Source organism: Pseudoalteromonas sp. Isolate3, from assembly GCF_022398505.1.
Lineage (GTDB): Bacteria > Pseudomonadota > Gammaproteobacteria > Enterobacterales > Alteromonadaceae > Pseudoalteromonas > Pseudoalteromonas apostichopi.
In genome coordinates, this window is record NZ_JAKEVN010000059.1 from 1 (window position 1) to 25,206 (window position 25,206).

Consider the following 25,206-nt stretch of genomic DNA (forward strand, 5'->3'; position numbering starts at 1 on the left):
AAACAAAGATCGCTACCTAAAGCTTTAAATAAAGAAACTAAGCGTACCCTATGTTGTTTTTTAATATACAAAATAGGTCGCTTTTAACTGATGCAAACTTATTGATACGAAGAAACTGCTATAAAGCTTTACTGTTTTCATATCACTTCGATCATTTTACTAAGGTCATAGAGCTATAGATCAACTTATAAATACAAGGTTATGAATATAAATTGCATATTTGTTCACCAAAAAATGCTTAAATGCCATGTCATTGTTTATAAAAGCTGCATCTAACACATTTTTACTCATTCAAGTGTTGACACATTTACAACTCTATCTATAATAGCGCCCCACAACAACGCAGCAATGAGTTGTTTTAGATATGGGTCGTTAGCTCAGTTGGGAGAGCATCGCCCTTACAAGGCGAGGGTCACTGGTTCAAGTCCAGTACGACCCACCATTATTCACTAATGGTGTTCATATCTAAATTCTTAATGGGTCGTTAGCTCAGTTGGGAGAGCATCGCCCTTACAAGGCGAGGGTCACTGGTTCAAGTCCAGTACGACCCACCATTAAGAAATAGGGCTGCATGTAATATGGGTCGTTAGCTCAGTTGGGAGAGCATCGCCCTTACAAGGCGAGGGTCACTGGTTCAAGTCCAGTACGACCCACCATTATTCACTAATGGTTTTCATATTACAAAAAATCTAAATGGGTCGTTAGCTCAGTTGGGAGAGCATCGCCCTTACAAGGCGAGGGTCACTGGTTCAAGTCCAGTACGACCCACCATTAAACACATTTTAGTGGTGTTCTCATTTAGATTAATCTTCGCGGGTCGTTAGCTCAGTTGGGAGAGCATCGCCCTTACAAGGCGAGGGTCACTGGTTCAAGTCCAGTACGACCCACCATTTTCACCGATGGTAAGCGAAGAAAAAGATTATATGGGTCGTTAGCTCAGTTGGGAGAGCATCGCCCTTACAAGGCGAGGGTCACTGGTTCAAGTCCAGTACGACCCACCATTTAATCTTTAAGCCACTAGGCAATTTATATGTGGGTCGTTAGCTCAGTTGGGAGAGCATCGCCCTTACAAGGCGAGGGTCACTGGTTCAAGTCCAGTACGACCCACCACATATAAACACTTCATTAAATATATTTCCTTATTTACCCTTAGCTTTCAAAAGCATCGCCACCATTAACAAAACACAGGCTCGATGGTTCTAATCCAATACGACCCACCACATATAGACACTTCATTAAATATATTTCCTTATTTTACCCTTAGCTTCTAAAAGCATCGCCACCATTAACAAAACACAGGCTCGATGATTCAAGTCCAGTACGACCCACCACATATAGACACTTCATTAAATATATTTCCTTGTTTTACCCTTAGCTTTCAAAAGCATCGCCACCATTAACAAAACACAGGCTCGATGGTTCTAGTCCAGTACGACCCACCACATATAAACACTTCATTAAATATATTTCCTTATTTTACCCTTAGCTTTCAAAAGCATCGCCACCATTAACAAAACACAGGCTCGATGATTCAAGTCCAGTACGACCCACCACATATAGACACTTCATTAAATATATTTCCTTATTTTACCCTTAGCTTTCAAAAGCATCGCCACCATTAACAAAACACAGGCTCGATGGTTCTAGTCCAGTACGACCCACCACATATAAACCTCTAGTATCTAGTTCCTTTTATCTGACATTTGAGATTTAAACTCTAATACCAACCTCCCCCACTATTGATATAGCCTAAAAGTAAATTTTAAATCGCTGCAAAAGCTGTAATTTGCCTTGTCAGCAGCTAGACTGTTTATTATAGTCGTTGTTAATGTCACTTAGTCGCAAGTCCAATGCCTGCAAAGATTTTTTCGAAAGCCAAAATTTTAATAGTTGAAGAGCTGCCTCTTGCTCAAAGCTATATGAAACAATCCTTAGAAGGGTTGGGCTTTCGTCAATTGCGTTTTGCAGAGCATGCCATTGCAGCAAAAGAACAATGTCAAATTGAGCAATTTGACCTCATCGTTTGTTCATTTAACTTAAGTAAACATCAAGATGGCTATCAGCTTTATGAAGAGCTGAAAATGAAGCGCCTTATTAAAAACTCCACGGGCTTCATTTTTATCTCAGCTGAAACAAGTGGTTCTTTGGTTCACAGTGTGCTTGAGCTACAACCAGATGATTTTTTAGTTAAACCATTTACAATTTACGAATTAAAAAATCGTATAGAAAAAGTATTATTACGCAAGAACAACCTCCATCAAGTTTATCAGCTTATTGATGATGGTAACGATTCAAAAGCAATTAAACAAATTGATGCTTTGTTGCAAAATAAAGGCAATAGTTATAGCGCGATTCTATTGAGATTAAAAGGTGATGCCCTACTTCGCCTCAAACGCTTTGAAGATGCAAAAACATTCTTTAAATCAGTGCTCGATATTCAAAAATTCACATGGGCAAAAGTAGGTTTAGTAGAAGCACTCATTGCCAATAATGAACACACACTTGCACATCGTATGCTGAAGACAATGTTACAGCGCAGTGAAACTCGACTCGTTGCTCTTGATTTACTCGGTCGATTAGAAATAAAACTGCATAAGTTTGATGAGGCTCAGCAGTTTTTTAGTCAAGCTGTTGAAATTGCGCCACGTAATATTGACCGTCAAAAAACCTTGAGTCATGTATCGTTACTTAATCACGACTACGAAAAGAATTATCTAACTCAAAAAGACATTGCTAGTTACGCAAAGCACTCTATTCACGACAACCCTGATGTGTATTTAAATGCGGCTCGTGCCGGTATTGATTTTGCTTTAACTACAGATCAGACCGATCAAGTTAATCGTATTTCAAGACAGACAAACCAATACTTGAGTGATTTAAAAAAACAATTTCCTAATAGTAATAACCAAACACAGATTGACGTTCTCAATGCGCGTTTGCATTATTTAAAGGATGAACATCAAAAGGCTAAAGCACTTATCAATCAACTTGATGAAAGTGACACTCAAATTCGTTCAGTAGATGGTGCGCTCGATAAGGCGAAAGCGTTTCATGAGCTTGGTTTTCACCACAAAGCACAGATGCTATTTAACCAAATAATAACGCACTGTGAACGTCACCCATCAATAAGCGATCCGGTATATTTACGTTATATTCAACAGCAACAAACTGAGCGGCGTGATATTAAGTTAGGTCCAAAAGAGCTCAATAACCACGCTGTGACGCAGTTTAATAAAGGCCAGCTAAATACTGCACTTGAAGCATTCACACAGGCATTTAGAATAATGCCAAAAAATGCCAGCATCGCCTTAAATTTACTGCAGTGTTTATTCGATACAAATAACCAAGGCCAATCGTTTAATTTAACACTCGCGAAAAAATGTTTTGCCCTGTTAGATGCTCAAACATTAGAAGATGAACAAGTAACCCGTTTCGAAAAAATTAAAGCACAGGCTGCAAAATTAAAAATTAAACTTGCAGAGTAACTTCTTTATGGCGTTTCGTTTGTTAAAACTTAAAAATCTCCCCCTCAGCGTTGCGCTTTTGGTTTTTTGTCAATGTAGCTTTGCCTCTGCAACGTTACAACATTGGCAGCAAGCAACTATAAATTGGCGAAGTGAAGCGGGTAGCCATATAAATATCTTGGCTGACGAGCAACCCGCATTTATGGCTTTAAAACCCTACATTCCTTTGTTTGAAAAGCTAACAGGAATTTCTGTTGGTTTTCATGCCTTAGAACAATCTCAAATGCGTGCTCGTCGACATCAAGATTTAAGCGAAGCCACAGGTCTTTATGATGTACTGCCTATGGGAATCACATTTTTAGGTGAAGCTCAAAGCCAAGGCTGGGTTGACCCTTTACAGCCATACATTGAAAACCCTAGACTTACAGACAAAGCGTGGTATCAGTTAGAAGATATTAGTGAGCGTAGCCTAGCCCTTTGTAAGATCGACGATACACTATATTCGTTACCGTTTGATTTTTCTGCGCCGATATATTTTTACCGTAAAGATCTTTTCGAGCGCTTCAACCTAGAAGTACCCAATACCTACGAGCAACTGCAAGCGACTAAAATTAAGCTGCAAAAGGCTATTGACCGCACCCCTTCTTTGAATGGTATGCACGCATTTGCCTCACGCACACTGCCGGGGGCAGGATTAAACACCTGGACAGTCTTGCCTATTATGCGAGCTTATGGTGCTGAGGTTATCAATAAGCAAGGTCAATCTGTTTTCGGTAGTCCTCAGACAGCAAAAAGCTTACAAGTGTATCGTGATCTAGTCACGGGGTTCGGCACCCCTGATAACAGCCGCTTACTTCACTTTTATGAAATTCGTCGCCTTTTTAAAGAAGGCCAACTTGCCTCGGCCTTTTTGGCCTCTCATTTTTATAATGAAATAGATACCGCAGAAGAGTCTGATATTTGGAATAAATGGGAGGCCGCCCCCTTGCCTGCTGGCCCAATAGCCCGAGAAACATCGCCATGGGCATGGGCGTTCGCGATAAATAGCAAATCAAATGAAAAACATGCTGCATGGTTATTTATTCAATGGGCAACAAGTGAACAAACAGCCGCACTACTGAGTACCGGTGGTTCACCACCAAGGCAAAAGGTGTGGCACGAAAAACTATTTACTTTAGTAAACAAGCCTGGCTTTAATAAAACCATGTTATGGGTATTTGATCACGCAACTCCGGACCGCCTGCAGTCTGGTATGGTCGAGTTTCCTGTTATTGGCAAAATTATCTCGCAAACCTTTAGCCAAATTTTCTATGGTGCAGATATAAAGCAATCTATTAAAGCTGCTGACGAAAAAATAAACACTAATATGCAAGCGCTAAAAGTACGGAGCAATATTCAGCAATGAGAATTAGTATTGCCCATAAAATTTTAATGATCATCGGCTTTACCATTACCCTTATTTTAGGGGCAAGTACGTCTTTGCATGTTATGGAGCTAAAAGAACAAACACTTTTGAACATGAGTGAAAAAGCTGACGCTATTGTCTCACCCATGTTGTCAGAAATAAAAAGCTTAACTAAAGACAATACGGTAGGAAGTTGGGTACTTAAAATTCAGGGATTAACATTAAAAAATATTCTAAAAAATAATACCTTTGATGACTTACAGACGATTTACTTTATCGATCAAAATAACTTTATTGCTGCCCATCCTGATAACAGTAAAGTTGATACCCTTGAAACTAACCAAATGCTATTAAAGCAGCTTAATCCAAAGCAAAATACCATTGTAGCTATGGAGCAACAATATGCTGTTGCTGTACCAATTAGCAACTTTCAGGGCGAAAATATCGGTTATGTTATTGTGAGCTTTTCAGATAAAGACTTAGCATTAAAAACTAAATCTATCATTAGTAATGCTGTGTCACTATTTGCAATCTACCTTTTAACTGCACTCATCATCGCCTACATCATTATTCGCCGTATTATCTTGCAGCCAATTGATCAGCTTGTTGAGTTTTCTCATGCTGTGACCACTGGTGATCTAAACTGCCCTATTAACATAAAAAGCCAAGATGAGATTGGCACCCTTGCCAGTGGCTTTAAAATGATGCGTGCTGCGGTTAGGCAACAGATTAACAGCATGCATGAACAACATAGTTTACTCGAAGATACCGTTGCTAAACGTACTCAAGAGTATCTTGATGCTAAAGAGCAAGCTGAGCAATCAAATCAGGCTAAAAGCCGCTTTTTAGCCAATATGTCCCATGAACTTAGAACTCCGCTTAATGCAGTGTTAGGCTTCAGCCAGTTACTGCAAGATAGCGAAACAGATAAAAATAAACGTCGTTACTTAGAAGCAATTTCAATCTCGGGTAATTCCCTGCTTAATGTACTAAATGACATTCTAGATTTATCAAAAATCGATGCTGGTAAAATGCAACTCGATATTGAGCGTGTAGAAATCCCTAAAATGTGCCATGAGCTTAATATGATGTTTTTACAACTCAGTGCACAAAAAGATCTCGACTTACAAATAAGCTCTCATCCCGAGTTAACAACCCCTGTATTACTTGATAGCAATAAAGTGCGCCAAGTACTAACCAACTTAATCAGTAATGCCATTAAGTTCACTGCACAAGGCAGTGTCAAAGTGTATTTTGACTTTAAAGCTCACGATGATAACAGTAATATCGACATATGTATTCATGTTAAAGACACAGGTAAAGGTATTCCTAAAGATCAACAAGATCTTATTTTTAATGATTTTGAACAAGTACAAGGCCAACGTAGTTCTGAGTTTGGCGGAACCGGATTAGGTCTAGCTATTTCTTTGCGCTTTATCAAGCTAATGGGTGGTGATTTATCAGTGATCAGCGAAAAAGGCCGAGGTAGTGAATTTATTGTATCGTTACCAAACGTTGAATTGGCCGAATCAAAAACCGAAGTTGAGCATCGTAATTACCCTGCCATTTCAAGCTATCATTTTAATCCTGCACGTATTTTAATTGTTGATGATATCCCTTATAACCGAGACTATTTAGAGTCCTTCTTATCACGCTGGAGCTTTACTATAGATACAGCTATCAACGGAGAAGATGCGCTTAATAAAATGGAGCAACATCAACCTGACTTGATCATTATGGATTTAAAAATGCCCGTAATGGGCGGTTTGGAGGCAAGTCAATTAATTCGTAGTGATGATCGCTTTAAACATATTCCAATCATTGCAGTTACAGCGTCAACGCTAAAAGGTGATAAGGCGCAATCGAATATTTTGACAGACTACATTATTAGTAAGCCAATTTACCGCGAGCACCTTATTTTTATCATCGCTCAATATTTAGATTAGTCACGTTTTTTCATCGCTATGGCATTCATACAATAACGTAAACCAGTTGGTGGTGGACCGTCAGGGAAGACATGGCCCAAATGCGCGTCGCAAACATTGCAAATAGCTTCTATTCGTTGCATACCATGACTAGAATCAGCCACATAAGCAATACTTTCAAGACTGCTAGGCTGTGTAAACGAAGGCCAGCCGGTGCCACTATCGAACTTTTCATCGCCGTCAAACAATAAATTGTCACAACAGGCACACGCATATTGACCAGGTTCAAATAATGTACATGAATCAGAGCTGTGCGGGCGTTCTGTGCCTTTTAAGCGAGTAACATAAAATGTGTCTTGTTCGAGCTCAGCTTGCCACTCAGATGGCGACTTCTCGACTCGACGTGGAGGTGTTGGGTTACCATTATGGGCAAACTCTAGAATATCTTGCCAAGTTAACATAGTGTTCCCTCAGGGTTGAATACAACAGTTGCACAGTACAACACAAGCACTGCAATGGGCAAGCAACATTAGTTTAATTGTAAACGGATATCTATTTTAGAACGCTCGCGCTCAGAGAGTAGTTGCTCTAAATGACTTTTAATTATATCGCTGCGAACACTTAATATTGCGGTTGATTTCTGCTCATTGATATCAGTTACATGGATGATACCTTCACCAATTTCAATCTGCTTTATTTGGCCAATTAATACAAACTCAGCTTTGCGTTTGAAATCGAATAAACCCGCTAAGCTTATTAGTGCTAGCTGATTCACATCACGTTTTAATAAGTCAGTAATGGGATTGCGTGCTACAAATAACGGCGTAACTCGATAAAGGCTTGATAGGGTTATAAAACCCCATAACATCACAAACAACGAGAATGCAGCACTGTGCCAAAGTGGTGTAAATACCCATAAAGCAATTAAAACGAGCGCGATTGCGAATGATATTTTTGCTAAAAGCTTATTAATTACCAGCATTGTGCTGCCCTATTTTTTCTCTATTGGATCTGGCCAATCATTAAAAAAAACTGATAGATATCTGCTTTTTAATAAATATAACAGCACCCATAACACCAGTACCATTTGGCTGGCTAAAAACAACGAAAACTGATAATGGCTGTGCGCTGCCTGATAGGTTAACCAGCTTAAATCTGTAATTGCACACAGAATTAATGGCCAGCGCATAAACCGCCAAATAGACGCTAAACGTTTTGCACTTATGGCGTTTTCTTGTGGCCTGCGTAAGCAAAAGATCACTGCCGGTAATAAGGCAATCGCAGCAATCGCAATTGCTGTAAAGAAATCGCTTTTAGCTTTAAAAAACAGCGACATTATATCTAAATCAGGGCGGCGACTCAGCGCCGCTATTATCCAGATAAAATAACTTCGCAAAAGCACTAGTAAGGTTAAATGAAACGCTAATGGGGTACGATAAGCACCGTGTTTATCCCAGTATTCTGGGCCATAGCGATTCATATTTGGTTCTTCTTATCGGCAATCACGCCAAGTATCAAAAAGGCTGCTATTAGTGTTAGCGCTAGCCATTTAACACCAAGTAACATTAATAGCTTACTTAAAAATGGAGTTACAAACACCACAAGTAAGCCCATGCCAAACCCGGTGACTAGCACAAAGCAAAGCACACGGATAATAAAGTGACGACGCGCAACAAAGCGCTTGGTCACTTTAATAATATCATTTGCATACAAGGACAAAAAGCACACCACCAGCAATAATGAAATATTGTAAAGGTGTGGTTGCAGCCAGCTGCCGATTGTTAAAGCAACTGACGACAATGCCTGCAATAGACTATCCATTGTGCTCACTTAAAAGTGCAATAAGATCAGCCTCAGTTAACACATCAATACCTAAGTCTTGTGCTTTGGTTAATTTTGAGCCCGCTTTTTCACCCGCAATCAGCGCATCTGTTTTCGCCGAAACACTACCCGACACTTTTGCACCTAACGCTTGTAAACGTGCTTTTGCATCATTACGGTTAAGCTCGCTCAATGTGCCGGTCAGTACGTAAGTTAAGCCAGCTAATGGCTGCGAATCGGCACTTGGAGCCGTTAACTCTGGCCAATGAATACCTTGTTCAATTAGCGCATTAACCACGTCCATATTGTGCTCTTCGCTAAAGAAGCCACGAACGTGCTTGGCAACAATTTCACCTACGTCGCTTACTTCAGTTAACGCATCAACGCTTGCTTGAGTAATTTTTTCTAGCGTTAAAAAGTGGTTAGCTAAGTTTTGCGCTGTTGCTTCACCCACTTCACGAATACCTAACGAATATAAGAATTTAGCTAAGGTTGTTTGTTTAGCATCTTGTAGTGCGTTTACTAAGTTCTTAGCAGATTTAGGGCCCATTCGCTCTAGGGATTCAAAATGCCCTTGTTTTAGGATAAATAAGTCAGCAGGCGTTTTAATAAGCTCTCGATCTACAAGCTGGTCAACTATCTTATCGCCTAAGCCATCGACATCAAGCGCTTTACGTGACGCAAAGTGCTTAATTGCTTGCTTACGCTGCGCTTGGCAAACTAAGCCACCTGTACAACGAGCAACCGCTTCACCTTCAATGCGTTCCACATGTGAGTCACAAATTGGGCAAGTAGCAGGAAATTCAATGTCTTTAGCATCGTCAGGGCGACGTTCAAGTACAACTTGGGTAATTTGCGGAATAACATCACCCGCACGACGTATAATCACGGTATCGCCAATTTTAACGCCTAAACGGGCAATTTCATCGCCGTTATGAAGCGTTGCATTAGACACTGTAACGCCCCCCACAAATACTGGCTCTAGTCGTGCAACTGGTGTAATTGCGCCAGTGCGACCTACCTGAAACTCAACATCAAGTAATTGTGTGATTTCTTCTTGTGCGGGAAACTTAAAGGCAATTGCCCAGCGTGGTGCACGTGCCACAAAGCCTAAACGCTCTTGTAGCTTTTTGTCGTTTACTTTGATAACAACACCGTCAATTTCGTAGGCAAGATCACTACGACGCGTCAAGATGTCTTGATAATAATCAAGAGCAGCTTGCTGACCTTCAACGAGTTTTGTTTCTGGACACAGAGGTAACCCCCAATCAGTAAGTTTAGCAAGCTGTTGATAATGATCTTCTGGTAGCTGCCCATCCGCAACAAGCCCAGTACTGTAGGCATAAAACATCAGTGGACGTTTTGCTGTTACTTTAGAATCAAGCTGGCGTAGGCTACCAGCAGCAGCATTACGCGGGTTTACAAACACCTTGTCGCCGCGTTTTTCAGCTTCACTATTAAGCTTGGCAAAACCAGCGCTATCCATAAATACTTCACCGCGTACTTCTAGTTCTGCGGGGAAGTCATCGCCACGTAACTTCAGCGGTACATTGCGAATCGTTTTTACATTCTGGGTGATATTTTCGCCCACCATGCCATCGCCACGAGTCGCGGCTTGTACTAAAACGCCATTACGATAAATAATTGATACCGCTAAACCATCAAGCTTTGGCTCACAGCAAAAGGTTAGCTCTTTGTTATCCATTACACGTTCTTTTATACGACGATTAAAGGCAGCAAACTCTTCTTCTGAAAAAGCATTATCAAGTGACAGCATAGGCACTTGGTGAGTTACTTGTTCAAACTTATCAAGTGCAGCGCCACCGACTTTTTGCGTGGGTGAATCTGGGCTTTGAAACTCAGGATTCGCTTGCTCAAGCGCACTTAACTCACGCATTAGACGGTCATATTCAGCATCAGGAATGCTTGGTGCATCCAGCACATAGTAATTATGGTTATGCTCTTCTAACTGGGCACGTAGTTGGCTAATTTGCTCAAAGATAGGGCTGGACATGAAAACCTCAAAAATCTACATAAAAAAAGCCACTTAGACGACTTAACGCCAAGTGGCCTAATACTTATCATCTGTGCGTGCGATTAAGCTGAAAAGCTGCGAACTTTCTCAACATACTCACGAACGCTTTCAACCGTCATTTCTTCACGGTTGCTATCTAAAATAGTTGCGCCAAATTCATCGGCTAACTTTTTAGCTGCACTATGCAACATATTAAATGCACTTAGACCATCACCATCACATGGAAGGGTCATAAATAAGCTAATTCCCGCCGTGCTAAATTGTTCCATATTATCAATATCGAACGTGCCAGGGTTATACATATTCACTAAACGGAATAAAACAGGACCAGTGCCTGCTGGGTCTAAATGACGGTTAAAGAAACCTTCTTCAGAGTACTTAAAACCTAACATATTAACAGCTGGTAATAGTTGGCTGCCAGCCATGGTTAAGCCTTCTGGCATTTGCAAATGCACAATAATGAAATCACTTGGTCCTTGAGCATCTGCTTGCTCTTGATCTGTTTCTTCTTGCTGAATCTCAGTTTCTTCAACCACTTCTTCTGAAACAACCGGTTCATCGTGACTTTCTGCTGAAAAGCTTAAATCACCAAACTCTGGTTCATCACGCTCTTGTGACATTGCTTTCGTTGGTTCTTGAACTTCACTGGTTGTTTCAGTTGGTTCAACCCGTTCCACTGAAGGCGCATCTGGACTGTCCTTTTTTCGCACCGACCATAAGCCGTGAATTAATAAACCACCAATGACAAATACACTGATTACGATTAAAGCCCATCTTAATTCTTCGGCCATCCCCTCACCTTTATTATTTGATATGCCTAATTAAATTTTATGCTTGTGCCATTTGCACAGCTTGTTCTATATCTACAGCCACCATACGAGATACGCCTGGCTCAGCCATAGTTACACCAGTCAACCTGCCTGCCATTTCCATAGCAATTTTGTTATGACTAATATAAATAAATTGTACTGATTGTGACATCTCTTCTACCAAACGGCAAAAACGACCCACGTTCGCATCATCCAATGGTGCATCCACTTCATCTAGCATACAGAATGGAGCTGGATTGAGCCTGAATATTGAAAACACCAATGATAATGCGGTCAGCGCTTTTTCTCCACCACTAAGCAGGTGAATTGTCGAATTTTTCTTTCCTGGTGGTCTAGCCATGATGCTCACCCCACTTTCAAGTAGATCATCACTGGTCAATTCGAGGTAAGCACTGCCACCACCAAATACTTTCGGGAATAATTCCCCAAAGTCTGTATTTACTTGTTCAAACGTCGCCTTAAAACGGTTTTTTGTTTCTCGGTCTATTTTTTGAATCGCCCCTTCCAGGGTATTTAGCGCTTGCGTTAAATCATCAAGTTGCTGATTTAAATAATCGCTGCGTTGTTTAGCCAGCTCAAACTCATCAATTGCCGCTAAATTCACAGCGCCGAGCTCATTTAAAGCTTGTGTGGTTTTTGTCAGCCTAGTTTGCATGCTATTTAAATTGGCATTGTCAGGCAATTCTTCAAGTACTGTTTTTAAATTTTGTTCCAGTTCTGCAAGAGGCTCTAAAGCCGCTTGAGCTTTAACGATTAAACTTTGCTCATCCAGTGCTAATGCTTGCAACTGCTCTTGTAGCGTAACTAGCTCAGATTGCGATGATTTCAGCGCTGTTTGCTTATCAGCAAGATCCTTTTTAGCTTGACTCAAGGCCGCTTGCAAGTTTTTCAGCTCAACATCACTTTGTTCATGCTTTTCAAGCAGTAGCATAATTTGCTCTGCCACCTCTTCAAGCGGGATCACTAATTCTTCTAGCTGCTCGTTGAGCTCTAATACCGCTTCACTCGCAGCATTTTGCGCTGCATTGGCGTGTTGCAATTTAGTTTCGCTAAGTTGACACTCACTGCGAGCTTTTTGCTCAGCCAAGTTTGCTTGATGCGCCTGAGTTTTATATTGCTCAAGCTGAGAAGCAACTTGGCGATAACGGTTATTTGCCTTAGTTTGCTGGTGTTTTGCTTGCTCTAACTCAATTTCAAGTTCTAATTGCTGCTCTAGCAATTGTTCAAGTAAACACTGCTGAGTTTGTTGCTGCTCATCAGCATTTTGCTTTTGCTCAGCCAATAAAGTTTGACGCTGCTGTAACTTTACAAGCTGGTTTTGCCACTGCGTTTGCTGCTCTAGCAACATGTCACGTCGCGTGCTGGCCGATGCTATCTGCTGAGCCGCTTGGTGAATTCGCTCTCTGTATTGCTCTTTGTCAGCGATAAGCGTTTTCTTATGTGCTAGATGCTCATTTAGCAATTGCTGCTTTGTTTCTAATTGCTCGTTGAGTTCTTCATCTAACTGCTGTGCATCACTGAGCTGGGCATGCTTTAAAAGCAATGAATTATCGGCGTCTTTATTGGCATTAGAGTGAAAGTTACGCCCATGAATATGGCCTTCTTCATCAATAACAGCTAACCAAAAAGGATCCGCTAAAATAGCTTCATCAAAATGGGGTTGAAAAGCAAACCGTGCTAATAAATCAGGGTAAACACCCGTTTCGATATAATTAGCTAATGACTCTTTTGGTAACGCAGCACTATCAGTCGCAGGCCAAACACTGTTAGCCTCTTTATGTTGATTCACCTTTAGATGCTCTAGACCTAGCAGAGCTTGCTCAACTAAAGGCTCAAAGCCAGAAGTAACTTTTAACTGCGCTAATAAAGAGACACTCGCGCTGTCAGTTTGCTCTACTAGCAAGGAATTAAGCGCAGCAATGCTGGCTCTATTTTCATTACTGTGCTGTTGAACCCGTCTAAAATCCTGTTCTAAGTGCTGTTGCTCTTTATCAGCTTGTTCTAGATTCTGAGTTAGCTTATTCAGCGCACTTTGCTGCTGCGCAAGTTCTTTTGTCAATGTTTGAATATGCTGTTGCTGCTCAGCAATTTGTGCTGCAACTGGGGTGGCTTCAAGCTCACTAATTTCAGCGGCGAGTTGTGCCTGCTGAGATTCAAGTTGTGCAAGTGTCTGTGCAAAATGCCTTAGCTGACTTTTTGCGACAGTAATATCACTGCTATGAGCTTGATTTTTCTGTAATACGCTTTGATATTGCTCATTAGCACTTTGCGTGCTTTGCTGTTGCAAAGCAACTTGTTCTTCAACCTCTGCTACTTGCTCAGCGCACAACAAACTTTGCTCAATCGCTTCTTGTAGCTGCTCTTGTAAAATGGCGGCTGAGGCGTGTTGCTCTTCTTGCAGCTCTTTATTTTGTAACTGCAGTTGTTGCTGTTTGATAAGGTTTTGGCTAAGTGTTTGCTGTTGCTGCTTTAAGCTGATCTGTTGCTGCTCTTTGCGCGTCAAATCAGTGTGTGTTTGATGCTGAGCCTGCTGTGCGTCTTGCAGTTTTTGCTGCTCAAGCTGCACCTGATTTTCAAGACTTGCTAAAACATCATCATGGCCAGAATGCGCTTCTTTAAAGAACTTGATTTGCTCTTTAAGTTTATTAATTTGCTCAGCTTTCTCGATTTGTTGTTGGTGTAACTTCTGCCACTTTAAAACCGCAATTTGCCCTTTTAAGGTGCGCTCAGTGGCTTTTAGCTCTCGGTATTTTTTAGCATCGACTGATTGCACCGCAAGCTTATCAAGCTGTGTTTGTAATTCCTGTCTTACATCAAGTAAACGTTCAAGGTTTTCGCGGGTACTTTTAATGCGGGTTTGCGTTTCACGTCGACGCTCTTTGTATTTTGAAACCCCCGCGGCTTCCTCTAAAAAAACACGTAAATCAGCCGGTTTGCTCTCAATTAAACGCGAGATCATGCCCTGCTCAATAATCGCATAGCTGCGCGGGCCAAGACCAGTGCCTAAAAAGATATCGGTAATATCACGCTTACGGCATTTACTGCCATTTAGGAAATAAATTGACTGGCCATCTCGCGTCACTAAACGCTTAATCGCCACTTGGTTTCGATCAGCAAAGGTATTTGGAAGGTGACCACTAGTGTTATCAAAAACTAATTCAACAGAGGCTTGCGAAATAGGTTTTCGATTAGTAGAGCCATTAAAAATAACATCGGTCATGGCATCGCCACGTAAGTTTTTAGCTGAGCTTTCACCTAGCACCCAACGCACTGCATCGATGACATTTGATTTGCCACAGCCGTTCGGGCCGACAACACACGTCATCTGATCAGGAAATGGTATCTTAGTGGGTTCAACAAACGATTTGAAACCCGCTAATTTTATGGTGCTTAAGCGCATCTAATTGTTTTACCGATTTTTATTGTTATTCTTCAATTTAACCCATTTTAGGGTAAAAGGTTAAGCGTGGCGCTTAAAATTATCTAAAATAATACCCGTTGCCATGGCTACATTAAGCGATTCTGCTTGGCCATAAGCCGGAATGGTTATTTTATCAGTAACTAAGCTTTCGCAATCAGCACGTATACCATGAGATTCACTGCCCATAAGTAATACCGCATCTTGCTTTAGAGCAGTTTTGTGAATGTTCTCACCTTCTAAAAATGCACCATACACAGGAAGATTTAAGCTAGGTAAGTAACTGGTTAAGTCGGTTTGTGAGACACACACGCGAGCAAATGAGCCCATGGTTGCGCTAATAGTTTTCGGGTTATAAGCATCCGCACTGTCTGTGCTGGTAACAATATGCTTAATACCATACCAATCAGCAACACGAATAATCGTTCCTAAATTCCCCGGATCCGACACACCATCAAGGGCTAAAATAAGTCCTGATGTTGGTAATGCTTGCTGACTTGGCATATCAACAACAGCAATGGCGGCGTTGTTACTAACGAGCGTACTGGCTTTAGTTAGGCTGTCTTCGTCTGCTTCAATGACTTGATGGGCTGCAAGCGCAGATTGGTGCGCAGAAATAAATGCAGGGGTCGCAAAAATATGGGCAACACTTAAACCACTGTTTAGTAATTCAAGTACATTTTTTTCGCCTTGAACAAGGTACTGGTTATATTGCTTTCGGTATTTCTTTTGACCTAATGCACGAATTAGTTTCAGTTGGTTTTTTGAAATCATAACAGCCTCATAAAATGATGTTCTAGTATATCACCAAGGTCACAGATTCTGTACTCGAAAAACCAAGGGGAAAGTGCCAATTGCTTATTCAATCAGCACTTTTAAGAGACACTAGCTAATTTTTGTCAGCCATTCATTTAACCATGGCTCAGTAACAGGCCAAGGCTCAAAATCTTCACAGGCATCAATTTCTAAACGATGACCAACAGGTTTTGCCTGTAAATCACGAAACAGCTCATCAAAACTGCGACCTGCGCCACAAAACGTATCGCCATAGCTACGGTCACCCATAGCAATAATGCCGTATTGCTTGCCTGTTAACATAGGGAATTGATCATTCAGTTGGCTGTATAAAGCGACTAAGTTATCAGGAATATCCCCCTGACCCGTCGTTGATGTGATCACTAAAATATGTGACGCTGCCAGCATGTCATCAACCGTGCCATTTTCAACTAATTGCGCTTGATGCTCTGACTTTTCAATGACTTCAATAACTTGTTCGCTTAAGCGCTCGGCACCGCCGTAAACACTGCCGACAAAAATACTAATGGTTGCCATAATAATCCTTTTCTTCTGTTGGCCAGCCAAGTTGCTGGCAAATCGTTAACATTGCATCGCCTAATGGCGCTTTAATTGTTATTGGTTGCTTGCTATAAGGGTGCACAAACTTTAATTCAGAGGCAAATAACATTAAACGACGAAGCTGAAAATGTTCTCTAAAAAATTGATTATGCTGATTATCACCATGATTTACATCACCAATAATTGGCAATGATAAATGCTTTAAATGACGACGAATTTGATGCTTGCGACCAGTTTTTGGAAAACACTCCACCAGCGAGTAACGAACTGTTGGGTACTTACCTATTGGAATAGGTAAGCTTGCTTGGTGCAGGCAATGAAATTGCGTTTGTGCTTCTTGCGGTGCTTTATCTTGATCAGCAAACTTATCGGCAATTTTATCAAGCTCTTCTTTTAAAGGTTTATCTAAGAAGATTGATTCGTTTAAAAAGCCTCTGACTAAAGCTAAGTAACGTTTTTCAATTTGCCCATCAATAAATAACTGGTTCATGTCACGGGCTGCTTCTGAACTTAACGCAAACAGCAATACGCCGGACGTTGGTCTATCTAAACGATGTACAGGAAACACGTGTTGACCAATTTGGTCACGCAGCATTTGCATAGCAAATTGGGTTTCGTGTTTATCTAAAAACGAACGGTGAACCAATAAACCTGACGGTTTATCAATCGCAATGTAATTTTCATCGCGGTACAAAATCGTTAACTCGTCAAATTGTGGCTTAACAATCTCTTGCATGTTAGTTATCACTTAAAAGTTGATCGAGTTTTTGTAAAACGGTAATCACATCATTTCCGCCACTGTGTTGTGCCAGCATCATTTCAGCCATAGGTGCAATTGCAAAATTACGGGGTAAAGGCTGAGCATGTGCAATTAAGGTATGCATTTTTTCAAGAAAAACAAATTGCAGCCATTGCTCAAAGGCCATAGTGTCGTGGCAAAACGGTACACTTGAATTGAGCGCACTTGGGTCAATGGCTGTTGTTTGCCAAAATGAATGGCGTTGTAATGTGGATTCTAATTCGCGCAGCAGCGCCAAAGTCTGTTGATGCATTGTAAAACTCTTAATACCTTTTTACTTAGGGAAGGTAAACAGACCCTAGTATACCCTGTTCCAAGGCGCCATGGTATGGCGTATAATTCACGACTGATATAGATTAATAACGGTAATTGAGATTTTATGACTGAGCAGATCGCCACTTTAGGGCAACTTCTGGATGCAGCAGGTACCACTTGGCGTGCCTTCGATATTGGCAGACACATCACTAAATTAGACAAAAAACAATTTCTTGCCATTGAAGAGACAAAAATCCCTTACCCATACCCGCTTGCTGGTCATGCTTGGCTTGCTATTCAATTTTGGGATGTAAAAGCGTCTAAAGAACCTTATGTATGGTTTTTAAAATTCCCACTAGATGAGCAAAGCCGCCTAGTAAGCGCAAGCCGCGACCACTTCGCGAATATGGTAATTGAAGCACTCGGCACTGAAATTACCAGTGAAAATGCCGAAGGCAAACTAGATAACAATCCGTATGTATTTACGCCAAACGCGAACAAGCTAGCAGCATTTAATGCGCAGGTTAAATGTTTACTTAAACAAAGTGCCTCACAGTATTACGAATATGCTCAGCTTTATTTTTCAGGCAAGCTTGGTTTTGATAATTGGCAAAGTGTTGCAGTACAAGGTATTGCTGATTTTGCAATGCGTTTAGATAACGACAACAACTTAGCGAACCTACAAGCAGCTTGGGGGCAATTTCCTGTAGAAGTATTACAGCCGCTTAGTGCCATGCTTGAACATGTTGCAATCGAACCCGTGTTTGCAGAGCAATTGTTAGCCTATGGTTTAAATGCCATAGAGCATAAAGACGACATCGCCCTTGTCGCAGCTCTTAGAAGTTTATCAAAAACACCGGCGCAAGGTTTAACTGCACAACTTGTTGATGCTGTATTACGCTCGGATATGAACAGCCACTCTGATGTACTATTAACGATTGCAGGGCGTTGTTTTAGCACGCTAGAAGACCCTGACCGCTTACATGTGTTTATGGATTGCTGTGCGCACCATACTGAGATTGAGCAGCTGTTTGTGAGTATTTTCACCGATTTAGTTGCAATTCCTAGTATTCGCCCTCACCTACTTGGTTTATTAAGACAAGAAAATCGTAGCGAAACACTCGCTCGAGCAATTGGAAGGTTATTTTCGTAAATGGCAGGTTTGTGGACACTCATCATCATTGGCAGCATCATCTATTTTTTTTGGTTAAACAGAAAAGTAGCCGAAGCTGCTAACCTTCATGCGCAGAGACAAATTGAGCAATTGAATGTGCAATTGATGAGTGTTGCTTGTAACAAACGCAGAATTGGCATTTTAAAAAGCGGTAAACCAGGCATTAAAAGCGAGTTTATTTTTGAGTTTTCAAGTGATGGACAAAGCGTGTATCAAGGTGTTTTGATCATGGAAAATGAAATGCTTAAAAGTGTAGTAATACCGCCCCATAAGATTTAAGTTGCGAGTTGCGAGTTGCGAGTTGCGAGTTGCGAGTTGCGAGTTGCGAGTTGCGAGTTGCGAGTTGCGAGTTGCGAGTTGCGAGTTTTACAAATTAACTATTACTGCGAAAAATGCAAACCCTATAAAGAACTAAGGCGTAGCTATTAGCCACGCCCCAATCTTGCTACTTCCATGATTAAGTATCCTTACTTACGCCGAAGCTGCCTTTTTATCTTTCCCCTGAACGGGTATACATCCGATACACCCACCATGCTACTTCATGTAACATTTAACACATCCTAGTGCCGTCCTCTTGCCGTCAATGGCTATCCACTTCGTTTTCCAAACGCTCCTTTTAGCTTCCTGCTAAATTCATCCTTTGGTCAGTCCTTTTCAATCGCTCCGCGATTGTACTGCATCCTGGCAGTGTCCTCGTTCTTCCTTGCTTCCCTAGATCTTGTCCCTTTGCTTCCTGCTAAGCATCTTGCTTTGTTGCCATAATCCTAATCCTTGGCATCAGTTCAATCTTTGAACCTGTGTCTTACTGACATTGTTAAGTTTAGAGAAACGAGGAATTCTTGATAGGCATAAAAAGTAATTTTTTCCATGTCACAAAAAAGACAAAAACAATAAACCCTTTAAAATCACTAAGATGAACGATTTTAGGTACAAAAATAACAGCATTAAACTGACAATGCGCACAGCAATGTAAGACTTATCTCACATTGCTATTTCCAAAACGTCCTTTCATCAATTTGCAGCTTTAAACATCAAATCTCCTTCGACTTGATTAAAACTAAGACCCTTGAATACGTCAAACCCTTCAGAGCTAAAAAATTCACGTTGCTCAGGGCGGGTAACAAATACTGCTAACCCGCTTGCTTGATTGCTTGATTCAACTAAATCATTAAGACCACGAAGCAAATAGCGCCCTAAGCCTTGTCCCTGAAAGTGTGGGTCAACGGCAATGAAGGCTAAAAACAAATAATGACCTTTGCTCGAAAGAGCTTCACGGATAGTGCGCTCTTTTTCTATAAGCTGATTTGTCTGTAAATAGCCTGCACTGAGCATCAACTTTAAGCGCCAATGCCAATATCGTTCAGCTTGTAGTTCACTTGCAGAATCAAATACACAAGCAATCGCTTTTAATCTACTTTGCGAGTAAAGGCCTATTAATGGCTGTTTTTCTTGCCAAAAACTTGCCAGCTCTTCACGCACCAAAGCACGTAATTTAGTTTCATATTTACTTGGGCTATCTTTTTGAAAACCTAGTACATTCTGAAGAACAGGGTCATCATGATAAGCCTGATAAATAAGGCTTGCAGCAGTGCTAATATCTTCAGCACTTAGGTATTGCACACTTAAGGTTTCGGGTTCAGCAACTGTCAAAATACTCATCCTTTTATTTGTTTTATTATTTTAGTACTAGACTATAAGGTATATACCCTACTGCGATTAAAGACAAATTCAGCGTAAGTTAAACTGCTGTTCATCATCATTAAGTTCAAGCAGTAATAATTATCGCCATACACAAGGAGCAGAACTATGGATACGACAAAACATGACATTTCGACACTATTTGCACAACTTGGTTTGCCAAGCAAAGAAAGTGAAATAGATGCTTTTATAGCATCACATCAACTGTCTGATACGACCCTATTGCAGGAGGCACCTTTTTGGGATGAAGCTCAGCAACACTTTTTAGCAGAATCACTTGCTGAAGATGGTGCTTGGAGTGAAGTGATTGATGAATTAGATGCAAGGTTACGCCAGTAACTTCAGCTAACTTATTTACGAGCTCGAATTACAATTTTTAGCTCGTAAATAAGGAAAGTAATTTCACTCCACATCTATTATTGCTACCATACGCGCGCACTGCAGCCCATATACTGCGGTGCTTTTTAGTCTTTATTAAAGAGTTAACACAAAAATGAATGCCGTTGTATTTGATGCAATTAAAACCCTTCTTGATGAAGGTAAAACCCCGACAGTTGCCTTAACCAAAAGTAAGCTAACTCAACCAATGCCGATGCCTGTGATCATCGCAGCTGTTAGCCAATATAAAAACAACCCGGATTCAATTAATAATTTCATAAATAACCCGTCGAATGAACAACTAATTACACCAAAAGAAAGTCAATTGGATCGTATTGAAGCTAAATTGGATAGGTTATTAGCACTGCTTGAGAAGAAATAATGTTTGTTGTCGATCTGACTTTTGATTGCTACCAAGATACTACCTTAGAACTTGCTGAGCAGGCGATAAATCGCCTGGTCAATGCACTTCGTTTTAACGGCCAAATTATTGGTGACGAATTTCCAACCGTTTTAAAGGATGGATTTTTTATTACCCGAGTGATGTGCCCAACCGAAGATGCAATGCATCCACTCAATCATAGCCCGTTTGTAAAGCACAGTATTGAGCAATTAAACACTGCAGGATTACTAGCACCAAAAGTTAAAGTGGTCGGCCAAGACATTCACTCAAATGGCGCAGACATGTGTAATGACCCCTCATGCTATATTTTATATACCACTTATGTTCACACCTGCAGCCCTCTTTATTGCGGTGATGACTTTTTACCCGTACCGTTATTTCGTATTCCGGCGATTGCCAATGGCGATTACAAAACACTGATAAAATGGCAAGAAGACTGGCAAGCATGCGATCAAATTCAGATTAATGGTGCTACCCGTTGTGAATTTCCTGCTCTTGAAGAGCTGACTAGCATCAACAGTGACTTATATCGCCGTGGTCGCGATATCACTAAGCGTATTAGTTACTTAACAAAGAAGCCGGTTTATTATTATTTATATCGTGTTGGCGGAGTGGATAAAGAGTCAGAGCTAAAACGTCGCTGCCCAAGCTGTGATGGCGACTGGAAATTATCTGAACCTTGGTTTGGTTTATTTGATTTTTGTTGTGAGCCTTGCGGTATTGTTTCTAATATCTCGTGGGATTTTCAATAACTTGCTTTCAAACACAAAAAAGGGGCAATAGCCCCTTTTTTAACCAAACAGTTAAACCGTTACTTTATCTAAAAATTCACTAATGCTATTTGCTAACACATGATGTGGTTTCTTACCTACGTATTCTAAGCAAACCTCACCACTTTCTACTAGCACAGTAATAAGTAAATCATCTTGTTCTGTCAGGCCAATAAACACCGTTTCTGGTTGCTTTAACTTACGCTTCATCAGCACGTGACCGGTAATATTTTGCTGTAAGCGGCTAAAATCATTTTCATTCCATGCTTGGAGCAGTTCAATGTGATGATCATCAACACTCAATAACAAATTACCCGCATATAAATGACCAAACAATGGGTTTAAGTCATCAGGAAAAGATAACTCAAGCGCTTTGGCTAAGTCATCTAAACTTCCGGCAGGTTGCTGTGGGACTGCACACCACTGAATAAGACCCTGCTCATCAACCTCGCCCTGCTCACATGGACTTGGCCATGCTGTATCATGTTCAATAACAGGAAGCTTTCCTGTGCGTTCTAGGCATTTTTCACTAAATGCTTGATGTAACTTATCTAATTTTGTAGAAACAGACATACTGCGAAACTCATTGGCTTTAGGTATAATGCCTCCATTGTAACTACAAAAGTGTAAAGATGACAGATTACAGCAACTCACCCGAATTGAAAAACAGTGTTCTTGGTAAAAGCACAGAGTACGTAGATACCTATACACCAAGCTTATTGTTTCCTATTGCCCGCAAACTAAACCGTGATGCATTAGGGGTTAGCGAAGATAACTTACCATTTAAAGGTCAAGATATTTGGACTGGCTATGAATTATCGTGGCTAAATAGCAAGGGTAAGCCTATGGTCGCTGTGGCAATATTTGTATTTCCTTGCCAAAGCAGTCACATCATTGAGTCAAAATCATTCAAGCTATATCTGAATAGTTTTAATCAGACACGTTTTGCAGCTATTGAAGATGTACACCACGCGCTTAGTAAAGACTTGTCAGAGGCCGTGAATGCGCCTGTTACGGTTAATTTATACCAAGCAGACGATTTCAACTGTTTACCATTTACAGCGTTACCGGGAGAATGTATCGATGACCTTGATATCGAAATTACGAGCTATGATATTGATGCAAGCTCACTTCGCCACCATGGTGATGACATTGTCTCAGAAACACTGCACAGCCATTTACTAAAATCGAACTGTTTGATCACCTCACAGCCAGATTGGGCTAGTGTGATTATTCGTTATAAAGGCCAAGCAATTTGCCATGAAGCCTTATTAAAATATTTGATTTCGTTTCGTACTCATAACGAATTTCATGAGCAATGCGTAGAGCGTATTTACTTTGATTTAATGCAACAGCTAAATCTCGAAGAGCTTGAAGTATATGCCCGCTATACACGCCGAGGCGGTTTAGATATCAATCCTTATCGCTCAACGAATCAAGACGAAACACCATTCAAAGTGAAGATTAATCGCCAATAAATCCTTATTAGCAATAAAAAACCGAGTTACAAACTCGGTTTTTTATGTCTGGCACCTACTGAATGCCATTATTCGCCTTTAAAAATACCCACATAAGTTGGTGATGTATTTGATTTACTCGCACGATACATTCCGGCAGTGTTAAACGGCAAACTAATATTACCTTTGGTATCAATGATGATCACTCCACCAGTACCACCCACTGGCATTAAAACATCATGGATCACTTCGTTACCTGCTTCAACAATAGTTTTACCTTGGTATTTTACGCGAGCACAAATGTCTGCTGCCACATTGTAACGAATGAAATACTCACCATGGCCGGTTGCAGATACTGCACATGATTCGTTCTCAGCAAAAGTACCTGCACCAATTACTGGTGCGTCGCCTACTCTGCCAAAGCGTTTTGCCGTCATACCACCGGTTGAAGTACCTGCAGCAATATTGCCGTTTTTATCAAGTGCAACCGCACCTACCGTACCCATTTTATAATTAACTGGTAGCGCTTTGTGTGCTGCTTGGTAATCTTTGCTCGTTACTTTTTGTTTATCGAGTTTTTCTTTCGCTTTTAATAACGCTTTGTAGCGATTTTCTGTATCGAATAGGTTGTTTTCAACCAGCGGCATACCTTGCGTTTTTGCAAACTCTTCTGCACCTTGACCACTGAGCATGACATGCACTGATTTTTCCATCACTAGGCGAGCAAGATTGATGGGGTTTTCAATATGTTTAACCCCAGCAACAGCACCTGCTTGGCGCGTACGGCCATCCATAATTGATGCGTCAAGCTCATGGACACCATCATAGGTATATACAGCACCGCGACCGGCGTTAAAATACGGAGAGTTCTCAAGTACATTAATTGCCGCGGTGATGGCATCTAGGCTCTCGCCGCCTTTTTCAAGCACGGTATAGCCTGTTTCTACTGCTTCTTTTAATTTTGCGCGATAAGCTTTTTCTTGCTCTGGAGTAAAGCGGCTCTTTTCAATCGTCCCTGCACCACCATGAATGGCAATAGCAAAGGGCTGCTCGGCACTGTGACTTAAAGTACTTAATGATAATGCGCTAAGCGCAATGGCTGAGGTGAGTAATGTTTTTAGCATAGGGGCACTTATATTTCTTTTAGTTGTAAGCCCAATGTGAATAATTCGGCGCTGCTTTTCAAGCATTAACCGATGAAAGAAACAAAAAAAGCGCCTAATGGCGCTTTTTTTTTAGCAGTTTAAAATTAAGCTTTTGCTGCTTTTAAACGTGCTAAACGAGCTACTTGGTGAGTAGACGTTAAGAAAGAGTAGATAGGTGCTAAATAGCCACGTTTACGAAGATCTAAGAACTCTTCATCGCTTAGTGAGTTAAGTTTTTTCTCATCAACAAGGTAAATACCGTTGATGTCTTTTTTCTCACCTTTGATTTCTACAGTTAGCGTTTGTGCAACAAGTAGTTCTTTATCTGCAAGGTATTTAGTGAATGCTTCAGTTACCTGAGAAAACTCAATGAAAGAAACAAGTGCTTCTTTACGACGCTTAAGGTATTCAGTTTCTTCACCGTTTTCGAAAAGTGCGTTACCCGTTTCTTCGCTTACAAGCGGGCTTGCTTCGTCGATTACAATACCAAACTGATCAGCTTCTGGGTGCTTAACAAGACCAAGAGGGTAACGAGTCATAGACATAGGTGCAAATGCAGCTGTCCATTTATCATCTTGAATGAAAAGGTTTTCGCCTGGCTCTAGACCAAATAAAGCAACTGCTTGGAATTGGCCTGATTCGTTGTTTTTAACAAATGCCATTGGGAATTCATTTGCCATGCGTGCAAATTCGTGTGCAACCACAGGTACTAAGTGCTGAGTTTTCATGAACTCAATGTTGATGCCATTTTGAACTTTAATGTTGGCATGTTTTTCGTTATGTAAAGGCTGTACTTGTTGCTCCGCCATGATACTGCTCCATTAATTTTATATATGTTTTTGCTGTTAGTGCCCAAAGCCTATAGGTTTTGGC

Annotated in this window: 24 protein-coding genes and 7 tRNA genes; 16 read left to right on the plus strand and 15 right to left on the minus strand. The window is 40.8% G+C overall.

What is annotated here, in order from left to right:
- The first annotated feature begins 366 nt into the window (after nucleotides 1-366).
- The 10 genes from L1D46_RS12385 to L1D46_RS12430 all read left to right on the plus strand — a co-directional run bounded on the left by L1D46_RS12385 (nucleotide 367) and on the right by L1D46_RS12430 (nucleotide 6,815).
- Nucleotides 367-442 (plus strand) — tRNA-Val (locus tag L1D46_RS12385).
- Between the two features lie 36 nt (nucleotides 443-478).
- Nucleotides 479-554: transfer RNA gene (locus L1D46_RS12390), tRNA-Val, on the plus strand.
- A gap of 26 nt (nucleotides 555-580) precedes the next feature.
- A tRNA-Val gene (locus L1D46_RS12395) sits at nucleotides 581-656 on the plus strand.
- 39 nt (nucleotides 657-695) lie between these two features.
- Nucleotides 696-771: transfer RNA gene (locus L1D46_RS12400), tRNA-Val, on the plus strand.
- A gap of 43 nt (nucleotides 772-814) precedes the next feature.
- Nucleotides 815-890: transfer RNA gene (locus tag L1D46_RS12405), tRNA-Val, on the plus strand.
- A gap of 35 nt (nucleotides 891-925) precedes the next feature.
- A tRNA-Val gene (locus L1D46_RS12410) sits at nucleotides 926-1,001 on the plus strand.
- A 33-nt stretch (nucleotides 1,002-1,034) separates the two neighbouring features.
- A tRNA-Val gene (locus L1D46_RS12415) sits at nucleotides 1,035-1,110 on the plus strand.
- A gap of 740 nt (nucleotides 1,111-1,850) precedes the next feature.
- Nucleotides 1,851-3,485, plus strand: a complete 1,635-nt coding sequence (locus L1D46_RS12420) for a response regulator (RefSeq protein ID WP_239977604.1) — start codon at nucleotides 1,851-1,853, stop codon at nucleotides 3,483-3,485.
- 19 nt (nucleotides 3,486-3,504) lie between these two features.
- Nucleotides 3,505-4,869, plus strand: coding sequence for an extracellular solute-binding protein (locus tag L1D46_RS12425; RefSeq protein WP_239977605.1), 1,365 nt, complete (start codon nucleotides 3,505-3,507; stop codon nucleotides 4,867-4,869).
- Complete coding sequence (locus tag L1D46_RS12430; protein ID WP_239977606.1) at nucleotides 4,866-6,815, plus strand: ATP-binding protein; 1,950 nt, start codon at nucleotides 4,866-4,868, stop codon at nucleotides 6,813-6,815. Before L1D46_RS12425 ends, L1D46_RS12430 begins: the two co-directional genes overlap by 4 nt.
- Here the strand turns inward: L1D46_RS12430 and msrB are convergent.
- The 11 genes from msrB to L1D46_RS12485 form a co-directional block, all read right to left on the minus strand.
- A complete protein-coding gene (gene msrB / locus L1D46_RS12435; RefSeq protein ID WP_167658506.1) occupies nucleotides 6,812-7,255 on the minus strand; it encodes a peptide-methionine (R)-S-oxide reductase MsrB in 444 nt (147 codons plus the stop codon). The genes L1D46_RS12430 and msrB overlap by 4 nt on opposite strands.
- 68 nt (nucleotides 7,256-7,323) lie before the next feature.
- A complete protein-coding gene (locus L1D46_RS12440; protein WP_239977607.1) occupies nucleotides 7,324-7,776 on the minus strand; it encodes a hypothetical protein in 453 nt (150 codons plus the stop codon).
- Nucleotides 7,777-7,785: 9 nt separating this feature from the next.
- On the minus strand, nucleotides 7,786-8,274 hold the full coding sequence (locus L1D46_RS12445; protein ID WP_178926797.1) for a DUF2919 domain-containing protein: 489 nt from the start codon (nucleotides 8,272-8,274) through the stop codon (nucleotides 7,786-7,788).
- Complete coding sequence (locus tag L1D46_RS12450) at nucleotides 8,271-8,615, minus strand: DUF3392 family protein (protein WP_239977608.1); 345 nt, start codon at nucleotides 8,613-8,615, stop codon at nucleotides 8,271-8,273. Before L1D46_RS12450 ends, L1D46_RS12445 begins: the two co-directional genes overlap by 4 nt.
- Nucleotides 8,608-10,629, minus strand: a complete 2,022-nt coding sequence (gene ligA / locus L1D46_RS12455; protein WP_239977609.1) for an NAD-dependent DNA ligase LigA — start codon at nucleotides 10,627-10,629, stop codon at nucleotides 8,608-8,610. Before ligA ends, L1D46_RS12450 begins: the two co-directional genes overlap by 8 nt.
- 83 nt (nucleotides 10,630-10,712) lie before the next feature.
- Nucleotides 10,713-11,441 (minus strand): cell division protein ZipA, encoded by a 729-nt coding sequence (zipA, locus tag L1D46_RS12460; RefSeq protein ID WP_130051867.1) that lies wholly within the window; start codon nucleotides 11,439-11,441, stop codon nucleotides 10,713-10,715.
- 37 nt (nucleotides 11,442-11,478) lie between these two features.
- Entirely contained in the window at nucleotides 11,479-14,880 is a 3,402-nt protein-coding gene (locus L1D46_RS12465) for an AAA family ATPase (protein ID WP_239977610.1), read from the minus strand.
- A gap of 60 nt (nucleotides 14,881-14,940) precedes the next feature.
- The gene (locus tag L1D46_RS12470; protein WP_178926793.1) at nucleotides 14,941-15,672 is read right to left on the minus strand and encodes an RNA methyltransferase; all 732 of its coding nucleotides are present in this window, start codon (nucleotides 15,670-15,672) and stop codon (nucleotides 14,941-14,943) included.
- A gap of 111 nt (nucleotides 15,673-15,783) precedes the next feature.
- On the minus strand, nucleotides 15,784-16,230 hold the full coding sequence (locus tag L1D46_RS12475; RefSeq protein ID WP_130051870.1) for a flavodoxin: 447 nt from the start codon (nucleotides 16,228-16,230) through the stop codon (nucleotides 15,784-15,786).
- Nucleotides 16,217-16,990, minus strand: coding sequence for a tRNA pseudouridine(65) synthase TruC (gene truC, locus L1D46_RS12480; protein ID WP_130051871.1), 774 nt, complete (start codon nucleotides 16,988-16,990; stop codon nucleotides 16,217-16,219). Before truC ends, L1D46_RS12475 begins: the two co-directional genes overlap by 14 nt.
- 1 nt (nucleotide 16,991) lies before the next feature.
- Entirely contained in the window at nucleotides 16,992-17,306 is a 315-nt protein-coding gene (locus L1D46_RS12485) for a YqcC family protein (protein WP_130051872.1), read from the minus strand.
- Between the two features lie 126 nt (nucleotides 17,307-17,432).
- Between L1D46_RS12485 and L1D46_RS12490 the strand changes: the two genes are divergently transcribed.
- Both L1D46_RS12490 and L1D46_RS12495 read left to right on the plus strand, forming a co-directional pair.
- Nucleotides 17,433-18,461, plus strand: a complete 1,029-nt coding sequence (locus tag L1D46_RS12490) for a DUF3549 family protein (RefSeq protein ID WP_239977611.1) — start codon at nucleotides 17,433-17,435, stop codon at nucleotides 18,459-18,461.
- Nucleotides 18,462-18,761, plus strand: a complete 300-nt coding sequence (locus L1D46_RS12495) for a DUF3301 domain-containing protein (RefSeq protein WP_130051874.1) — start codon at nucleotides 18,462-18,464, stop codon at nucleotides 18,759-18,761.
- Between the two features lie 732 nt (nucleotides 18,762-19,493).
- On the opposite strand, the gene L1D46_RS12500 is transcribed toward L1D46_RS12495, so the two are convergent.
- On the minus strand, nucleotides 19,494-20,141 hold the full coding sequence (locus L1D46_RS12500) for a GNAT family N-acetyltransferase (protein WP_167658497.1): 648 nt from the start codon (nucleotides 20,139-20,141) through the stop codon (nucleotides 19,494-19,496).
- A gap of 147 nt (nucleotides 20,142-20,288) precedes the next feature.
- Between L1D46_RS12500 and L1D46_RS12505 the strand changes: the two genes are divergently transcribed.
- The 3 genes from L1D46_RS12505 (at nucleotide 20,289) to L1D46_RS12515 (ending at nucleotide 21,713) form a co-directional block, all read left to right on the plus strand.
- Nucleotides 20,289-20,519, plus strand: a complete 231-nt coding sequence (locus tag L1D46_RS12505) for a DUF2789 domain-containing protein (protein WP_036969581.1) — start codon at nucleotides 20,289-20,291, stop codon at nucleotides 20,517-20,519.
- A 154-nt stretch (nucleotides 20,520-20,673) separates the two neighbouring features.
- The gene (locus tag L1D46_RS12510) at nucleotides 20,674-20,940 is read left to right on the plus strand and encodes a hypothetical protein (protein ID WP_130051876.1); all 267 of its coding nucleotides are present in this window, start codon (nucleotides 20,674-20,676) and stop codon (nucleotides 20,938-20,940) included.
- Nucleotides 20,940-21,713 (plus strand): Zn-ribbon-containing protein, encoded by a 774-nt coding sequence (locus L1D46_RS12515; RefSeq protein WP_130051877.1) that lies wholly within the window; start codon nucleotides 20,940-20,942, stop codon nucleotides 21,711-21,713. The genes L1D46_RS12510 and L1D46_RS12515 overlap by 1 nt, the downstream gene beginning before the upstream one ends.
- 51 nt (nucleotides 21,714-21,764) lie before the next feature.
- Here the strand turns inward: L1D46_RS12515 and syd are convergent, their stop codons facing one another.
- Nucleotides 21,765-22,304 (minus strand): SecY-interacting protein, encoded by a 540-nt coding sequence (gene syd, locus L1D46_RS12520; protein ID WP_239977612.1) that lies wholly within the window; start codon nucleotides 22,302-22,304, stop codon nucleotides 21,765-21,767.
- 59 nt (nucleotides 22,305-22,363) lie between these two features.
- Here syd and queF point away from each other — a divergent pair, with 59 nt between their 5' ends.
- On the plus strand, nucleotides 22,364-23,209 hold the full coding sequence (queF, locus tag L1D46_RS12525; RefSeq protein WP_239977613.1) for an NADPH-dependent 7-cyano-7-deazaguanine reductase QueF: 846 nt from the start codon (nucleotides 22,364-22,366) through the stop codon (nucleotides 23,207-23,209).
- Nucleotides 23,210-23,277: 68 nt separating this feature from the next.
- On the opposite strand, the gene L1D46_RS12530 is transcribed toward queF, so the two are convergent.
- Together L1D46_RS12530 and L1D46_RS12535 are read right to left on the minus strand one after the other, a co-directional pair.
- The gene (locus tag L1D46_RS12530; protein ID WP_239977614.1) at nucleotides 23,278-24,312 is read right to left on the minus strand and encodes an isoaspartyl peptidase/L-asparaginase; all 1,035 of its coding nucleotides are present in this window, start codon (nucleotides 24,310-24,312) and stop codon (nucleotides 23,278-23,280) included.
- A gap of 125 nt (nucleotides 24,313-24,437) precedes the next feature.
- A complete protein-coding gene (locus L1D46_RS12535) occupies nucleotides 24,438-25,142 on the minus strand; it encodes a SapC family protein (protein WP_130051881.1) in 705 nt (234 codons plus the stop codon).
- Nucleotides 25,143-25,206 lie beyond the last annotated feature (64 nt).

Coding starts and splice junctions, on each gene's coding strand:
- L1D46_RS12420 (WP_239977604.1), top strand. CDS start 1,851: ATGCCTGCAAAGATTTTTTCGAAAGCCAAAATTTTAATAGTTGAAGAG.
- L1D46_RS12430 (WP_239977606.1), top strand. CDS start 4,866: ATGAGAATTAGTATTGCCCATAAAATTTTAATGATCATCGGCTTTACC.
- msrB (WP_167658506.1), bottom strand. CDS start 7,255: ATGTTAACTTGGCAAGATATTCTAGAGTTTGCCCATAATGGTAACCCA.
- L1D46_RS12440 (WP_239977607.1), bottom strand. CDS start 7,776: ATGCTGGTAATTAATAAGCTTTTAGCAAAAATATCATTCGCAATCGCG.
- L1D46_RS12445 (WP_178926797.1), bottom strand. CDS start 8,274: ATGAATCGCTATGGCCCAGAATACTGGGATAAACACGGTGCTTATCGT.
- L1D46_RS12450 (WP_239977608.1), bottom strand. CDS start 8,615: ATGGATAGTCTATTGCAGGCATTGTCGTCAGTTGCTTTAACAATCGGC.
- ligA (WP_239977609.1), bottom strand. CDS start 10,629: ATGTCCAGCCCTATCTTTGAGCAAATTAGCCAACTACGTGCCCAGTTA.
- zipA (WP_130051867.1), bottom strand. CDS start 11,441: ATGGCCGAAGAATTAAGATGGGCTTTAATCGTAATCAGTGTATTTGTC.
- L1D46_RS12465 (WP_239977610.1), bottom strand. CDS start 14,880: ATGCGCTTAAGCACCATAAAATTAGCGGGTTTCAAATCGTTTGTTGAA.
- L1D46_RS12470 (WP_178926793.1), bottom strand. CDS start 15,672: ATGATTTCAAAAAACCAACTGAAACTAATTCGTGCATTAGGTCAAAAG.
- L1D46_RS12475 (WP_130051870.1), bottom strand. CDS start 16,230: ATGGCAACCATTAGTATTTTTGTCGGCAGTGTTTACGGCGGTGCCGAG.
- truC (WP_130051871.1), bottom strand. CDS start 16,990: ATGCAAGAGATTGTTAAGCCACAATTTGACGAGTTAACGATTTTGTAC.
- L1D46_RS12485 (WP_130051872.1), bottom strand. CDS start 17,306: ATGCATCAACAGACTTTGGCGCTGCTGCGCGAATTAGAATCCACATTA.
- L1D46_RS12490 (WP_239977611.1), top strand. CDS start 17,433: ATGACTGAGCAGATCGCCACTTTAGGGCAACTTCTGGATGCAGCAGGT.
- L1D46_RS12495 (WP_130051874.1), top strand. CDS start 18,462: ATGGCAGGTTTGTGGACACTCATCATCATTGGCAGCATCATCTATTTT.
- L1D46_RS12500 (WP_167658497.1), bottom strand. CDS start 20,141: ATGAGTATTTTGACAGTTGCTGAACCCGAAACCTTAAGTGTGCAATAC.
- L1D46_RS12505 (WP_036969581.1), top strand. CDS start 20,289: ATGGATACGACAAAACATGACATTTCGACACTATTTGCACAACTTGGT.
- L1D46_RS12510 (WP_130051876.1), top strand. CDS start 20,674: ATGAATGCCGTTGTATTTGATGCAATTAAAACCCTTCTTGATGAAGGT.
- L1D46_RS12515 (WP_130051877.1), top strand. CDS start 20,940: ATGTTTGTTGTCGATCTGACTTTTGATTGCTACCAAGATACTACCTTA.
- syd (WP_239977612.1), bottom strand. CDS start 22,304: ATGTCTGTTTCTACAAAATTAGATAAGTTACATCAAGCATTTAGTGAA.
- queF (WP_239977613.1), top strand. CDS start 22,364: ATGACAGATTACAGCAACTCACCCGAATTGAAAAACAGTGTTCTTGGT.
- L1D46_RS12530 (WP_239977614.1), bottom strand. CDS start 24,312: ATGCTAAAAACATTACTCACCTCAGCCATTGCGCTTAGCGCATTATCA.
- L1D46_RS12535 (WP_130051881.1), bottom strand. CDS start 25,142: ATGGCGGAGCAACAAGTACAGCCTTTACATAACGAAAAACATGCCAAC.